The following is a 14,261-nucleotide window of genomic DNA, read 5'->3' on the forward strand; positions in this document are numbered from 1 at the left end:
AGCGAACCGACGTCAGCCCTGGCCGGCATTCATGATCGTGTTGAAGGAGAGCACGATGATGAGGGCGTTCATGAAGAAGCTCAGCACGGAGTGCACGGTCGCGAGCCATCGTGTGCGGGTCGTCAGCACGTTGACGTCGGATGTCGCGAACGTGGTGCCCACGGTGAACGCGAAGTACACGTGGTCGATGAGGTTGGGGCGATCGGTGCCCGGGAACTCGAAGATGCGCTCGGCCCGTGCCGATTCCGACCGGGAGGCGTAGACCTGGGCGTATCCCCAGTGCAGGAACACCCATGCGAGCAGCATCGCCCAGACGCCGAGGAGCTTGACGAGCGAGCTGACGGCCACGTCCTTCCCGAACACGATGACCTGCAGCGCGGCGGTGACGCCGATCGCGGTCGGGACGATGGTGAGGAGCAACTCGATCACGACGCGGAATCCGCCGAACCACCTCGGCATGCTTTCGTCCGGCGCGGGCGACTTCGGGTTGGTCCGCGCGCGCAACGCCAGCGTGATCACGGTGGCTGCCGCGTAGAGCGAGCCGATCACGCACCAGATCAGCAGCACCACCAGCGTCGGGTCGAACAGCGAGACGATTCCGGTAACCGCGATGGCGAGCTGGATGATCCAGGTGATGACCAGCGTCCCGGCCCGGCCAGGCCTGCGGCGCAGCCGGCCCGGTGCCGCTTTCTGCCGGGACATGGCTCCAGCAAACCACCTCGGACGGCGACCGGCGATGCGACGCGCTCGGCTTCCCCTCACGCAGTGCTGGGCCGTGTTTGATCCGTCTGGGCGCTGGTGGTTGGCGCGTGTTCGCCGTGGACTGGGCTGCGAGCTGATCGTTTCAGGGAGGCCATCGGTGCACATCACCGCGCACACCCAGCCCAGTGGCGACAAGCCGAACGAGGATTGGTTCGCCGCCGCGGACGGTCTTGTCGTCGTTCTCGACGGGGCGACCATCCGCACCGACACCGGCTGCGTCCACGGACTTCCGTGGTACGTCCGCACTCTCGGCGCGTCCTTGGTCGCGAACGCCGCCGACCACGCCAGGGACTTGCGAGGCGTGCTGGCCGATTCGATCCGGCAGGTCATTGCGGCGCACTCCGGTTCCTGCGACCTGGAACACCGTGGAACCCCGTCCGCGGCGGTCGGTTTGGTGCGCTGGACGTCCGAGGCCGTGGATGGATCGTCCTCGGGGACATCACGGTCATCGTCGGGACCACCGCCGACGGTGTCGTTGCGACCTGCGACGACCGCGTCAGCCGCACCGGCTGGGACGAACGCCGGGAGTGCGACAGGTTCCTGATCGGCACCGACGAGAAGATGACGGCGATCCTGGCGATGAAGGAGGTCGAGCTGGCTTCCCGGAACCGGGAGGGCGGCTACTGGATCGCATCGAGCGACCCCGACGCCGCCGCGCACTCCCTCACCGGCTCGGCCCCGGTCGACCAGGTCGAGCGAGTCGCGGTGTGCAGCGACGGCGCCATGCGCGCGCTCGACCTCACCCCGATCGATACGACCGCCGGCGTTCTGCGCGTGCTGCGAGAGGCCGGGCCCGGTGGGTTGGTCGAGCAAGTCCGAGCCGCTGAGGACGGTGATCCGCTCGGTGCTCGGGTGCCGCGGAACAAAGCTCGCGACGACGCCACGGCAGTCCTGGTCGAAACGCGCGACGGCCGCAAGAGTCCGAAGTGATCATCCGAACGGCGAACGCCCCCCATAAGGACCTGGCGTTCCTCGCCATGCCGCAGTCATATCCCCTGGCCGGGGTCGATCTGCCACACCGGCTGTTCGTGGCCGCATCGGCAGCTCGGGTACCGGCACTCGCCGTTGTGCTTGCGGTGCCCGCAGCCGCAGGGCCACTCCACCACGCTGGTGTAGTCGTTCGTCCAGTACAGCCCGCACCGGCAGTCCACCCGGCCCACACCGTCGACCCTGGTGTACGGCACGTCCGCCATGCAGCCCTGCGTGCTGTGCTCGCTGCGCGCGTGCCCGCACTCGTCGCACGCCCGCCTGCCGTTGACGTCGGACTCGCCCCAGCGCATTCCCGCTCCCCTCATCGGCCACTGGCAGCCACATCACAGCACACCGCGGCTGAGCGGCACGATGCTTTCCGCGACCAGGCTGCACGGAGCACCACGAGCTCGGCGTGATCAGGCGTTCGCTCGGCGGAGGCGTTCCGCTGACTGGGCGCGGACGGCGTCACAAGACACCGGGGGGTCGCCGTGCAGGGCCTCCCAGCGGGCGTTGTGCGCTGCCGGCCACAGGCTGGCCGCCCACGCGATCTCCCGCTCCTCCGCGGTGAACCGGCGCCCCCGAAGGTCCTGGTAAGCCGCCAGGAACGCGGCGGAGCTCTCGATCGGGGCCAGGGTCGGCGGCGAGGCGCTGGCGAACGCCCCGGACGCCGCGCCCGCCAGTGCCGCCTCCGGCTGCCACGCCAGGCTGTCCCAGTCGTGCACGGCCCACACGTGGCCGTCGCGCCAGCGGAGGTTCTGCGCTTCGAAGTCGGCGTGGCCCAGCACGCACGGCAGGTCGGTGGCCAGCATCCGCTTGCGGGCCCGCTCGGCCGCGTCGACGACGTACGCGGGCACGGCGCTCTGGTCTCGCTCGTCGAGGAACTCGATCGCCGGCCACAGCCCGGAATCCGTGTGGTCCCAACGCACCCAGCGCGGGTTCGGCAGCGGCGGCGCGACGGTCACGTCGGCCAGCTCGGCCATCAGCCGGGTGAACACCGCCGCGCAGCGGATGGCGACGTCCTCCGAATCGCCGCGCAGCATTTCCCCGCCGGGCAGGGACTCCTCGGCGTGAACGGCCAGCGCACCGACGCCGACCGCGGGCGTGAGCGGCCGAGCGCACGGAAATCCCCGCTCCGCCAACCGGGCCTGCGCGGCAACGCACGACGCGGCGCGGCCGTCGTCCTCCCGCGTCTTCACCACGACGTCACGCCCGCCGGCCAACCGCAGTCCGAACACCGCCGAGATCGAGCGCACCTCGAACAGAACGCTGACCGGCTCGTCGCCCAACTGGTCCACGCACCAGGCCGGCAACCACGTCGGCAGATCACCCAACGACACGGTGAGGACTGTGCCACTTCCGCAATTGACGTTGTGGGAGGCTCACCCATCTACTCCGCGAGGAGTTCCGATGCCTCGATTCCCGGGCTGCGGCTCGCGGTCGGCATCTCGGCATGCATCGGCGGCACGATCCCTAGGGCACGTCGAATGCCAGTAGCACGTTGCCGTGGTCGCTGGGGTACATCGGGTAGTACCCGGCCTGGACGTAGAGCGTTCCGTTGGCGACGACCGCGCCACCATTGCCGGAAATCGAGCCCCCGCGTCCGATCAACCCGTTGGTGCCGACGAAATCCCGGACGGTGTCGTACTCCCACAGCACTTCGCCCGTGCCTGCCGCGTACACCCGCATCTTGCCGTCGGTGCTGCCTTCGTAGACGAGTCCCGGGCTGGACGTGACGGCCGGCGTGTGCGCCAGCACGCACTGGTCGGGATGCGCCGCCGCGCCGCCCCAATCGCAGCCGTTGGCCGGGTTGGGCGTTGTCCACACGACCTCTCCGGTGGCCGGGTCCAGCGCGTTCAGGGTGCCGGGTTCGGCGAAATAGGTTGCCACGTAAAGGTTCTGGCCATCGTAGCTGCTCCCCCACTGAATGCCGGTGGCCCCGCCGAGCGGCGAGGGGACCGACAACTGCCGCCGCCAGCGCACCTCACCGGTCTGCGCGTCGAATGCGTGGTAGACGCCGCTCTTCTGGCCGACGCTCACCAGCATCCGCCCCTGCACCGGGAAGAGGTTCGGCGCCGCACCCAGGTCGAAGTCCAGTGCCGTGTTGTCCTTCAGGCCGGGGCAGTAGCCCTCCGAATCGGGGACGTTGCACAGATCCCGCCAGCTGTCCGCGTCGGTGACCTGCTGCTTCCACCGCAGTTCGCCGTCGAGGGCGTCCAATGCGAGCAGGGTGTCGAAATCGCCGCCGTTCCCCGAGTAGTTCTGCCCGGTGCCCACGTACAGCGTGCCGGTCGCCTCGTCGATCACCGGCGAACCCCACACACCCGCCCCGGAGGGCTCGTACCGGGTCGCGCCGCTGGGCCAGGTTCCGACGGCCTGCGGTTCGGGAACGGTGTGGTAGCGCCACATCAGCGCCCCGGTCGCGGCGTCGAGCGAGTCGATGTGCCCGCGGAAGGTGCAGCACGGGTAGTCCGGGCCGACGCCGTGCTCGGCGCTGGCGGCACCGAGGTAGATCCGGCCCTGGTAGTACAGCGGCGAACCGGTGTGCCAACCACGCGGGTGGTCTTCGGTGTCCACCGCCCAGATCAGCTTCCCGGTGTGCTGGTCCAGCGCGTACACGTAGCCCCGGCTGTCGCCGAAGAAGACCTTGCCCTCGGCGACGGCCGGTCCCGTCGCCCCGTTGAACGCGACCCCGTCCACCGGGCCCGGGGCCACCGAGGTCAGGTCGAACCGCCACTTCAGCTTCCCGCTGCGGGCATCGACCGCGTAGAACTGCTGGTCCGGCCCGCCGAAGAACACATCATCGCCGACCACGGCGGGCTGGCTCTTCACCCACGCCTCGGTCTTCGGATACGCGAACGCCCACTTGAGCTTCAGCCCACCGACGGTGTCCGGCGTGATCTGGTGCTCCGCGCGGCTGAACCGCGACCCGGCGAGATCGCCCTGCCAGCTCGGCCAGTCGCCTCGACCGCTACCCGAATCCTCGCTCGCCGTGGCGCTCGCGGTGCTGCCGATAACCACGGCAGCGCACAACACGACCATCCATCCGGGTGCCCGGCGCATAGGAACCACTCCCCTGGACCGCGACGTCCCGCCAAGCCTGGCAGCAGCGCCGGATCGCGTCGATCCGCCGCAGGGACCTGATCACCGGGCCCACACCCCCGCCAAGTGGCCGCAACCGTTGCGGGGAAAAGGTGTCGCGCTTGGGCATCGACACAATCGTGGAACCAGGCTTGGCTTGTCTTCCCTGGTCGGCAGCATTCCCTGCGTTGTCGATCAGCCCTCGGTCAACTCCTGACCGGTTCGCCTTTCCCTCGGCGGAACTCCTGGATGTCGCTCAGCAGTCCCAGAGCATGTGTCATCAAGGCAAGCGCGTGAGGTCGCGCGAGGGTGATCTTGCGATGGGCGTGCGGATTCCGGGTGAATTTGAAGAACGTGCGGAGCCGCAGGCGGTAGATCTTGAGGAACGTGTTGTAGACGAAGAACTCTTCGTCCAGGTGCTTGATGAACTCGCCGACGAGCCGCTGCCCGAATTCGCAATCGTTGCCCACCACGAGCCGCAGCTCCTCTTCGACGGCGATGCCGACCTCGCGGACCGCGTGGTCGTACAACTCGTTGTCCAGGAGCTTCTTCAGGTCAGGCATGCTGGGTGGAATCTCGAGGTGCTCGGCGAGCTCCTGAGTGACCATCTCTCGAGGGCCGTTTCCGCAGTTGCATCCGGCGTTCTACTCATCCCGAAGCCGCCCGATGGCGTCCCAGAGCTGGACATCGCTGCTACTCGTCGTCTTCGGTGAGCAGGAAGTCTGGTTTGTCTGCTCGCCATCCTGGGACGTTCATCGAGTTCAGGACGGAGATCAGCTTCTTCTCCTCGTAGATGAAGTGCGTTTCCATGATCGCCGACAGGCCCTCCAGCTCCGCGCGCACGTTCGCCGCGGTCGCCGGGTCCGGGGTCTCCGGGAGGTTTCCGAGCAGCTTCTCCAGGTTGCCCAGGATCCAGTCGATCCGGTTGTGGTCCGTCTTCAGCTCCGAGATCACCTTGCGGAGTTCGGGGTGCTCGTCGGCGATCACCGGGAACGCGCCGCGGTCCTCGCCGGTGTGGTGGCGCGTGAGGGCCGAGCAGAAGGAGAGGCAGTGGGCCCGCAGATCACGGGACGGCAGGCCCTTGCCGTCGAAGTAGTCGTCGACGTCGTCCCGGAGGTCTTCCAGTTGCTCGCGCAGCCAGATGTGCACCTCGATCAACTGGTTGCCGAAGGCGGTGAGGCGGCTGCGCGCCTCGGAACTCCCAGCCATGCTCCTCCTCGGATCGGACGTCTCCCCGTTGCCCCAGCGGGCGGCCCCTGGACAGACGATAGCGATCTTGCTCGTGCCGGGCTGGAGCCGAGCCCAGTCAGCCGGCGGGGTGGAGCGGCGGTTCGGGTTCGAATCCTGTTGTCCCGACGGCCGAAAGCGCCCGTTGACCGGAGCTCGGGCGCAGGTCAACGGGCGGCGCACTCCCCCGGTGATCCGCATTCGACAAGCCGTTCGACCAGCGACGCTGGTCAGCGGGCTCTGCGCCGGTCGCCGCAGTGAACGGCCGAGCCGACCCTCCGGTGCCTCCAGGTCCATCACCTGCTGGAAAATCGCCCCATGTTGTACGGGCGCGCGGTGGAGCAGGCCGCTATCGACGAGCTGACCAGCGCGGCTCGGGGCGGCACCGGCCGGGCTCTGGTCCTGCGCGGCGAGGCCGGCGCCGGGAAGTCGGCGTTGCTGGACTACGCGGCCGCTGCGCCGATGCGCGTGCTCCGGGCCACCGGGGCCGAGCCGGAGGCCGATCTGGCCTTCGCCGCCCTGCACCAGCTGCTGCTTCCGGTGACCGATCTGCTGGATGCCCTGCCCGAGCCGCAGCGCGATGCCGTCCGGGGCGCGCTCGGACTGGCGGCGCCGCCCGCCGAGGACGCACGGTTCCTCGTCTCCGCCGGAGTTCTCTCGCTGCTGGCCGAGGCCGCCGCCGACAGTGGCCTGCTCTGCCTCATCGACGACTTCCAGTGGTTCGACCGGGCATCGGCCGACGCGATCCTCTTCGCGGTCCGGCGGCTGCACACCCACGGCGTGGCGGTGCTGATCGCCGCCCGCGACAGCGCTGGACCGGTCGTGCGCGACATCCCCGAACTGCGCGTCGGCGGCCTCGACGAGAAGAGCTCCGGCGAGCTGCTCGCCGGGTGTTCCGCCGCTGTTCCCGCAGCGGCCGTGAAAGAGCGCCTGGTCGCGTTGACCGGCGGCAATCCGCTGGCGCTGCGGGAGGCGGCCGGGGCGCTGACGCCCGACCAGCTCGCCGGGCGCGTGCCGCTCCCCGATCCGCTGCCGGTCGGCGCTGGGGTCGAGCTGTTCGGCCGCCAGGTGGCGGAACTGCCCGAGTCGACGCGGCTCGTGCTCCTGGTCGCGGCCGCCGAAGGTTCCGGCGAGCTCGGCTGGGTGCTCGGTGCGGCGGCCCGGCTCGGCAACGACTCGACGGCTGCGCTGGAGGCCGCCGAGACCGCCGGGCTGATCACCGTCGGGGGTTCGTCGGTCCGGTTCCGGCATCCGCTCGTCCGGTCCGCCGTGTACGCGGCGGCGACCTTCGCGCAGCGGCAGGCCGTGCACGCGGCGCTGGCGGAGGCGTTGGCGGAGGCCGGAGAGCTCGATCGGCAGGCCTGGCACCGGGCCACCGCGACGGCCGGGCGGGACGCGCAGGTCGCCGACCGGCTCGCCGAGGCAGGCGAAAGGGCAAGGGCGCGTGGCGGTTTCGCCGACGCGGCGGCCGCGCTGGCGCGGTCGGCGGAGCTCACGCCCGAACCTCCGGTGCGGGCCCGGCGGCTCACCGATGCGGCGACGGCGGCCTGGCTGGGTGGGCTGCCGGGGCGGGCGGAAAGCTGCCTGGCCGAAGCGCGTGAGCTGACCGACGACCCGCGCCTGCTCGCCGAACTCGCGCAGCTGCACGGCCGTTTCGAGCTCAGCTCGGGCGACGCCGCCGCGGCGCAGCGCGTGTTCACCGAAGGCGCGCAGCGCGCCAAGGACTCCGATCCCGCCCGCGCTCTTCAGATGCTGGGCGATGCCGCCGAGGCCGCCGCCAACGTCGGTGACGTCGCCGCGACCGTGCAGATCGGCCGGTTCGCGGAGTCCTATCAGGACACCGATCCGTTCCTGCGGGCCATCCTCGTCGGCATGGCGGCGATGCACACCGGCGACGCCGAGCGGGGCGTGCCGCTGCTGCGCGGCGCGCTCGCGGGCACCGATGGGCTCGGCCGTGCGGACCGGCTGCTGTGGGCCTCCGTCGCGGCCGGCGAGCTGGGCGAGATCGACAGCGCGGCCGAGTACATCATCCGCGCCGGGCAGGTGGCCCGCGTCTCCGGCATGACCGGGCAGCTGCCGGTGGTCCTGGAGTTCGTGGCCCGGGCCGAGCGCATCAGCGGCCGCTTCGCCCTCGGTGCCGCGATCTCCGAGGAAGGGCTCGCGCTCGCGCGCGACGCCGGGTACACCAACTCCACCGCCGGTCATCTGGCCAACCTCGCGGTGGTCGCGGCCGTCCGCGGCCGGGAAGCCGACTGCGCGCACTACGCGCGGGAGGCCCTGGCCATCGCCGTCCCGCACCGGGTCGGGCTGCAGGCGAGCGTCGCGGCCTACGCCTTGGGACTCCTCGACCTCGGCCTGGGGCGTTTCGCGGCGGCGCACGGCCGTTTCGAGTCGATGGCGGGCGCCGGGCCTGGGGCGGGTCATCCGGTCACGACCCTGCGCTCCACTCCTGACCGCGTCGAGGCCGCGATCGGTTGCGGCGAGCCGGCCGCCGCACGCACCGCGCTGGAGGCGTACGAGCGCTGGATCGCGAATGCGCGCACTTCGGAGTCGCAGGCGCTGCTCGCGCGCTGCCGTGCGCTCGTCACCGAGGACGCTGACGAGGGACTTCCGCTGTACGAGGAGGCGCTGCGCCTGCACGCGGGGGACGGCGGTTCGCCGTTCGAGGAAGCCCGAACCTCGCTCCTCTACGGGGAACGCTTGCGCCGCGCGCATCGGGGAGGCGACGCGCGCTTGCCGCTGCGCACCGCTGTGGAGACATTCCAGCGGCTCGGCGCCGAACCGTGGGCAGTTCGCGCGCACGGTGAGCTGCGCGCCGCCGGCGAGTCCGCCGCCCGGCACGAGTCCGACGCTCTGAGCACGCTCACCCCGCAGGAGCTGCGCATCGCGCGGTTGGTCGCGGACGGCGTGTCCAACAAGGAGGTGGCGGCCCGCCTCTTCTTGAGCCCCCGCACCGTCGAGTACCACCTCTACAAGGTCTACCCGAAGCTCGGCGTCGCCTCCCGCACGGAGCTGTCGCGCCTGGTCAACGCCGCCCGGTGAGCCGATCCCGGTACTGGCCGGCACATGCCCAGTGGTCCTACGGATGGCACCGGTGGAGCGCTGGGCCAAGCTTCTCCTCACCGAGAACGCGAAGGAGCCGCGCATGACCGAACGCATGATCACCAACGGGAACGTCGAGCTGTGGACCGAGGAGTTCGGCGACCCGGGCCACCCGCCGGTGCTGCTGGTGATGGGCTCGATGTCGCAGGGCGTGCTCTGGCCGGACGGGCTCGTCGGCCGGCTCGCCGCCGCGGGGCGCCGGGTCATCCGGTACGACCACCGCGACACCGGGAAGTCCAGCGCCATCGACTTCGAGGCCGATCCCTACACCTGGGCCGACATCAAGGACGACGTCCTGGCGGTGCTCGACGCGTACGGGATCGACCGGGCGCACATCGTCGGCCATTCCGCCGGCGGGCTGCTCGGTCAGTGGATCGCGGCCGAGCGGCCGGAGCGGGTGCTGTCCCTCACCGTGATCGCGTCCTCACCGCTCGGCCGCGGAGAAGGCGCCACGCTGGTGCGCGCCCTGATGGGCGAGGACCCGCAGCCGGGCGAGCTCCCCCGCCCCACCCGGGAGTTCATCGAGCACTTCGGCAAGGCCGCGGTGAACCCGCCGGCGCCCGACCGGCGGTCCCAGATCGACTTCGCGATCGAGACCGCGCGGGTGCTGCACGGCCCGGCGATCCCGTTCGACGAGGACGAGCAGCGGCGGTTGGAGGAGCGCATCTTCGACCGGGACCGCGATCCCGCGACGGTCGCCAACCACCGGCTGGCCGCGATGACCGACTCCGCCTTCGAACCGGTCGGCGCGCTCGCCCGGATCGAGGCCCCGACGCTGGTCATCGAGGGCACGCACGAACCGGTGAAGCCGGGCCACGGCGCGCTGATCGCCGAGGAGATCCCGGGCGCCGAGCTGCTGCTGGTCGAGGGCATGGGCCACACGTTGCCGTCGCAGGTGCACGAAGCCCTAGCCCGGGCGATCCTCGCGCACACCTCCTGATCGCGACGCATGGCGGCTCGAATCCGCCAGCTGGGAATGATTTTCATGCTCTCGGATGATTGAAGCGGGCCGGGTGGTCCTCAAGGATGAGTACCACTCGACCCCCTCCTGCCCGATGCGGGCAAGAAACGCAAAAAACAATCGCGATCGCCGTAGTGCGTTAGGAGAATTCCCAGATGTCCACGGGAGAATTGCCCCGGGTGCCCGGGGTCGTTCAGCAATCGTCGTTCGACGTGGGCATGCGGCTGGTGCAGCGGCACGGCGAACTCGAAGGCCGGCCGGCGGAGTTCGACCTGCTCGGGCTCCGGTGGGATCTGCTGCCGGAGGTCTTCGCGCCGATCCACACCGCGTCCACCGAGCTGTTCGCCCGGTGGCTGCCTTACCCGAACGGCGGGAGCTTCCTCGAAATCGGTTGCGGCGCAGGGGTGATCGCGGTGAACGCGGCCTTGCGCGGATGCGCCTCGGTGTCCGCAGTGGACATCGTCCCGGCGGCGGTGCGCAACACCGGGCTGAACGCCGCCCGCCACGGGGTGGCGGACCGGGTCCGGGTGCTCGGCAGCGACATCTTCGACGCCTTGGACCCCGACGAGCGCTTCGACATGGTGTTCTGGAACTCCAATGTGGTCCCGGCACCGGCGGACTTCGACTACACCATTCCCACGCAGCGAGCGATCTTCGACGCCGGTTACGCGGCGCACGACCGCTACCTCCGGGAAGGACTGGCGCGGCTGACCGAGAAAGGGCGGCTGTTCCTCGGCTTCAACAGCCTCGGTGACATCTCCCGGCTGCGAGCCCTCGCGGCGCTGATGGGCCTGCGCGCCACCGAGATGCAGCGGGCGACGAACCGGGCCGGGAACGCCCCGGTCACCTTCCAGCTCCTGGAGATCACCGCCGCGAACGGGCTATGACCGCCCCGCCGCGGTTTCGCGCAGCGCGGCGCGGTCGAGCTTGCCCATCCCGATCAGCGGCATCGCGTCGACGAGCTCCAGCCGCTCGGGCATCTTGTACCGGGCAACGCCGCGGGATTCCAGGTGCAGGCGCACTTCCCGCAGTTCCGGGACCACGTCGCCGACCGGCACCACGTAGAGGCACACGATCTCGCCGTGCATCGGGTGCGGGCCGGCGACGGCCGCGACCTCGGCGACGTTGTCCAGCTCCCGGACGAGCTGTTCCAGCTCCTCGGCGCAGATCTTCTCGCCGCCGCGGTTGATCACGTTCTTGATCCGCCCGACGACCTGGAGATCACCGCTCGGCAACTGCCGGACGAGGTCGCCGGTCCGGTAGAAACCGTCTGCGGTGAAGGCTTTTTCGGTGGCCGCCGCGTCCCGGTAGTAGCCGCCGATCGTCGCCGGGCCTCGCGTCAGCAGCTGCCCGGGCTGCCCAGGCGGAACGGGTGCGCCCCCGTCGTCGACGACCAGCACCTCCTCGGCGGCCGAGACCGGCCGCCCCTGCGTGGAGGACACCACGTCCGCCGGATCGTCGAGCCTGGTCGCGTTGATCAAGCCTTCCGTCATGCCGTAGACCTGCTGCACGACGGGCCCCAGCACCGAACGCGCCCGCGCCGCCGCATCGGGTTCCAGCTTGGCGCCCCCGATCTGGGCCGCGACGAGGCTGGAGGTATCGAAGCGCTCCCCGTCGAGCACCGCCAACCACTGACCGAACAACCCCGGCACCGCCGCGAAATGGGTCACCCGCTCCTGCTCGATCAGGCGCAGCGCACGGCGCGGGTCCTCCGCGCTGTCGAGCACGACCGTCCCGCCGGCGGTGAGGACGCCCAGAATTCCCGGGCAGGACAAGGCGAACCCGTGCGCGACGGGCATGACCGCGAGGTACACGGTGCTCGCGTCGATCCGGGCCACCGCCGAGGTGGTCCGGATGATGTGGTTGAGGGACTCGTGCGTGCGGGCGATCACCTTGGGCGGCCCGGAAGTCCCGCTGGAGAGCAGCAGCACAGCCGCGTGCTGCGGCCTTGGCCGGTCGACGGGTGCCGCGTCGCGGCCGGAAGCGCTTGGCCTGCACAGTTCGGACAGGTCGACGATGTCGCTTCCGGGCGGCAGTTCTTCGCCCGTGAGCAGCAGCATCTCGAGGTTCGGGTGCCTGGGGCGGAGGTCTCGGACCATCGCTAGGTGGTCGAACCGCCGCGTCCGGTGCGGCAGGGCCATTGCGCGGCTGCCGGTCAACTTCAGGATGCGCTCGACCTCGTACGACCGCAGCGTCGGGAGGAGGAGCATCGGCAGCCCGCCGATCCGCAGCAGGGCGAGCAGGAGTACGACGAACTCGATGCCGTTGGGCAGCTGCACCGCAACCGTGTCACCGCGCCGCAAGCCTCGCGCCGAGAGCCCTCCGGCCGCGCGATCGACGGCGGCTGCCAGCTCCCCGTAGGTCATCCGCCGGTCGCCGGACACCAGCGCGCACTTGCGCGGAAGTCTTTTCCCTTGGCGCAGAACGAGTTCGTGCACCGTCTCGGGCCGCCACCACCCGGCCTCGCGATAGCTCCGCGCGCGTTCTTCGGGGATGCCGGGCACTTCAACGCCCTTCGATGAGGACGTCGAGGTCGGCCACGGAGAAGTCCGTCGCGCTCCACAGGTCGATCCGCACGCCGAACCGGCGCTCCAGCTCCAGTTCGAGCGTGGTGATCTCGGTGGAGTCGAGGCCCAGATCCGCTTGCAGCCGCGTGTCCGCCTGGATCTCCTCGTCCGCCACGCCGAGTCCCTGCAGGATCTCGTGCAGGGCAGCCTCGTTCCGCATGTCCAACTCCTGTTCCGAAGGGTTTCCGGTCACCTGTCCGGTCCGACCTGCGCCGCGAGGTCGGCCAGCAGCGCGATCTCCCGCTCGACGGCGTCCGCCAGCGACCGGGCGTCGCCGGGGCGGGTGTTGCTGAGCACGCTGAGGCTCAGGGCGTCGGCGAAGCCCACGAGTGAAACGCTGATCGCCCCCGGCGCGGGAATGTCCGGCATCGCGACCACGCGTCGCAGGGGCGCGCCGCCGAGGGCCCAAGCGCCCGGTGTCCACCGGAGCGTGGTGCATTGCACCGACGCGAAGTTGGCCGAGGTGAGGAGCGCGGTGGCGGCGCGGAGCGCCCAGGGCCCGAGGGTCAGCGCGGCGTCGAGCAGCCGCGCGGCCCCGTCCACGGAGTCCGCGCGACCGAGCACTCCCCGGCACGCTGCCAGGCGCTCTTCCGGGCGGTCCTCCGCGACGGGCAGCGGAACGCGCACGCCCGTGAGGATGTTGCCGAGTTCCTGCGCGTTCTGCCCGGTTCGGCGGTTCTTGGGCACCACGGCGTACAGCTCGCCCGGCTTCCCCGGCCAGTTGTACGGCCGGCCGAACACGCTGCGGACGGCACCGGACGTGCTGGCGAGCAGGACTTCCGTCGGGGTCACGCCTTCGCCGGGCAGTGCGCTGCGAACGGCGCGCAGTTGTCCCGCGTCCACCGACGCGCAGGCCAGTTCCGGTTCGGCATCGGCGGCGGGCAGGCTTCGCCCGCCGACCAGCACGTTGCGCAAGGTGCTCATCGCGGTTCGCCGGAAGGATTCCGATTCGGGCGCGGCGCCGGTTCTGATCCGAGCGCGGGGCGCGGGACCGTCCAGCAGGTGGCAGAACAAGATCTTGCAGGATTCCATGTCGAGCACCGCGTGGTGCGCGATCAGGACCAGGGCGAATCCGTCGCGCGACGGCCGGCGCACCAGGTGCAGCCGCCAGGGCGGGATGTCCCGCGGCAGCGGCTGGATCACGAGGGAGCCGAGGAGGGCTTCGAGTTCCAGGTCGTCACCTTCGACGACCTGCTGCCGCGGGTCGAACCGGTCGAGCGCGGTCCAGCGCCGGCGCCGCAGGCGGCTCTCCTCGGCCGGAAGCACCCAGTGCAGCCGGGAGAACGGGCCCCAGCGCTCGGCCACGCGCTCTCGCAGCTCGGTGATGTCCGGGGGCTCGCCGGAGAAGAGCGCGGCCACTCCGGCGGGTTCGACGCCGCCGGCCAGGAGTTCTTCGGTAGCTGACAGAAAGTCGTCCATGCTGCCCTTTTCTCGAATTTCGCCGGATCCATGTGTATCCAGGCGGTAATCGAGCAGCAACCTGATTCGCCGAACAAGCCTCCATCGAGTAACACCCGGCAGGTCACCAACAATCGCAAAACCGACTCATATTTACCGATTCCCGACGATGCGCTCTCCGCCTCGCGGCGGAA

General features: G+C 70.5%; 13 protein-coding genes. 4 read left to right on the forward strand and 9 right to left on the reverse strand.

Translation table 11 applies throughout. The annotated features are described in order from the left end of the window. Positions 1–12 precede the first annotated feature (12 nt). Positions 13–702 carry a DUF1345 domain-containing protein gene (locus AB0H93_RS08620; RefSeq protein WP_358569581.1) on the reverse strand — a complete coding sequence of 230 codons (690 nt, stop codon included), beginning with the start codon at positions 700–702 and terminating at the stop codon, positions 13–15. A gap of 621 nt (positions 703–1,323) precedes the next feature. On the opposite strand from AB0H93_RS08620, the gene AB0H93_RS08625 reads away from it, so the two are divergent. Beyond that, positions 1,324–1,692: a hypothetical protein gene (locus AB0H93_RS08625; protein WP_358569584.1), complete on the forward strand. Its 369-nt coding sequence runs from the start codon at positions 1,324–1,326 to the stop codon at positions 1,690–1,692. Between the two features lie 56 nt (positions 1,693–1,748). Here AB0H93_RS08625 and AB0H93_RS08630 read toward each other — a convergent pair whose 3' ends face one another. The 5 genes from AB0H93_RS08630 to AB0H93_RS08650 all read right to left on the reverse strand — a co-directional run bounded on the left by AB0H93_RS08630 (position 1,749) and on the right by AB0H93_RS08650 (position 6,021). Continuing rightward, on the reverse strand, positions 1,749–2,042 hold the full coding sequence (locus AB0H93_RS08630; protein WP_358569587.1) for a hypothetical protein: 294 nt from the start codon (positions 2,040–2,042) through the stop codon (positions 1,749–1,751). 108 nt (positions 2,043–2,150) lie between these two features. Next, positions 2,151–3,071 (reverse strand): hypothetical protein, encoded by a 921-nt coding sequence (locus AB0H93_RS08635; RefSeq protein ID WP_358569590.1) that lies wholly within the window; start codon positions 3,069–3,071, stop codon positions 2,151–2,153. Positions 3,072–3,204: 133 nt separating this feature from the next. Continuing rightward, positions 3,205–4,752 carry a PQQ-binding-like beta-propeller repeat protein gene (locus AB0H93_RS08640; RefSeq protein WP_358569592.1) on the reverse strand — a complete coding sequence of 516 codons (1,548 nt, stop codon included), beginning with the start codon at positions 4,750–4,752 and terminating at the stop codon, positions 3,205–3,207. A 266-nt stretch (positions 4,753–5,018) separates the two neighbouring features. Further along, entirely contained in the window at positions 5,019–5,420 is a 402-nt protein-coding gene (locus tag AB0H93_RS08645) for a hypothetical protein (protein ID WP_358569595.1), read from the reverse strand. A gap of 85 nt (positions 5,421–5,505) precedes the next feature. Further along, entirely contained in the window at positions 5,506–6,021 is a 516-nt protein-coding gene (locus AB0H93_RS08650) for a hemerythrin domain-containing protein (protein ID WP_132491860.1), read from the reverse strand. Positions 6,022–6,357: 336 nt separating this feature from the next. On the opposite strand from AB0H93_RS08650, the gene AB0H93_RS08655 reads away from it, so the two are divergent. The 3 genes from AB0H93_RS08655 (at position 6,358) to AB0H93_RS08665 (ending at position 10,989) form a co-directional block, all read left to right on the forward strand. After that, positions 6,358–9,081: a LuxR C-terminal-related transcriptional regulator gene (locus AB0H93_RS08655; protein ID WP_358569598.1), complete on the forward strand. Its 2,724-nt coding sequence runs from the start codon at positions 6,358–6,360 to the stop codon at positions 9,079–9,081. 103 nt (positions 9,082–9,184) lie between these two features. Then, a complete protein-coding gene (locus AB0H93_RS08660; RefSeq protein WP_358569601.1) occupies positions 9,185–10,081 on the forward strand; it encodes an alpha/beta fold hydrolase in 897 nt (298 codons plus the stop codon). Between the two features lie 176 nt (positions 10,082–10,257). Next, positions 10,258–10,989: a methyltransferase gene (locus AB0H93_RS08665; RefSeq protein WP_358569604.1), complete on the forward strand. Its 732-nt coding sequence runs from the start codon at positions 10,258–10,260 to the stop codon at positions 10,987–10,989. Here AB0H93_RS08665 and AB0H93_RS08670 read toward each other — a convergent pair. From AB0H93_RS08670 to AB0H93_RS08680, 3 genes are read right to left on the reverse strand one after another with little or no spacing between them, the layout of a single operon-like run. After that, a complete protein-coding gene (locus tag AB0H93_RS08670) occupies positions 10,984–12,606 on the reverse strand; it encodes an AMP-binding protein (protein ID WP_358569606.1) in 1,623 nt (540 codons plus the stop codon). The genes AB0H93_RS08665 and AB0H93_RS08670 overlap by 6 nt on opposite strands. Position 12,607: 1 nt before the next feature. Then, positions 12,608–12,829 (reverse strand): phosphopantetheine-binding protein, encoded by a 222-nt coding sequence (locus AB0H93_RS08675; protein ID WP_358569609.1) that lies wholly within the window; start codon positions 12,827–12,829, stop codon positions 12,608–12,610. A 29-nt stretch (positions 12,830–12,858) separates the two neighbouring features. Continuing rightward, complete coding sequence (locus AB0H93_RS08680; protein WP_358569612.1) at positions 12,859–14,088, reverse strand: wax ester/triacylglycerol synthase domain-containing protein; 1,230 nt, start codon at positions 14,086–14,088, stop codon at positions 12,859–12,861. Positions 14,089–14,261 lie beyond the last annotated feature (173 nt).

Origin of the sequence: Saccharopolyspora sp. NPDC050642, from assembly GCF_040654735.1 — a bacterium.
In the GTDB taxonomy this organism is placed as follows: Bacteria; Actinomycetota; Actinomycetes; order Mycobacteriales; family Pseudonocardiaceae; genus Saccharopolyspora; species Saccharopolyspora elongata.

Coding starts and splice junctions, on each gene's coding strand:
- AB0H93_RS08655 (WP_358569598.1), top strand. CDS start 6,358: ATGTTGTACGGGCGCGCGGTGGAGCAGGCCGCTATCGACGAGCTGACC.
- AB0H93_RS08630 (WP_358569587.1), bottom strand. CDS start 2,042: ATGCGCTGGGGCGAGTCCGACGTCAACGGCAGGCGGGCGTGCGACGAG.
- AB0H93_RS08650 (WP_132491860.1), bottom strand. CDS start 6,021: ATGGCTGGGAGTTCCGAGGCGCGCAGCCGCCTCACCGCCTTCGGCAAC.
- AB0H93_RS08680 (WP_358569612.1), bottom strand. CDS start 14,088: ATGGACGACTTTCTGTCAGCTACCGAAGAACTCCTGGCCGGCGGCGTC.
- AB0H93_RS08625 (WP_358569584.1), top strand. CDS start 1,324: ATGACGGCGATCCTGGCGATGAAGGAGGTCGAGCTGGCTTCCCGGAAC.
- AB0H93_RS08660 (WP_358569601.1), top strand. CDS start 9,185: ATGACCGAACGCATGATCACCAACGGGAACGTCGAGCTGTGGACCGAG.
- AB0H93_RS08645 (WP_358569595.1), bottom strand. CDS start 5,420: ATGGTCACTCAGGAGCTCGCCGAGCACCTCGAGATTCCACCCAGCATG.
- AB0H93_RS08675 (WP_358569609.1), bottom strand. CDS start 12,829: ATGCGGAACGAGGCTGCCCTGCACGAGATCCTGCAGGGACTCGGCGTG.
- AB0H93_RS08665 (WP_358569604.1), top strand. CDS start 10,258: ATGTCCACGGGAGAATTGCCCCGGGTGCCCGGGGTCGTTCAGCAATCG.
- AB0H93_RS08620 (WP_358569581.1), bottom strand. CDS start 702: ATGTCCCGGCAGAAAGCGGCACCGGGCCGGCTGCGCCGCAGGCCTGGC.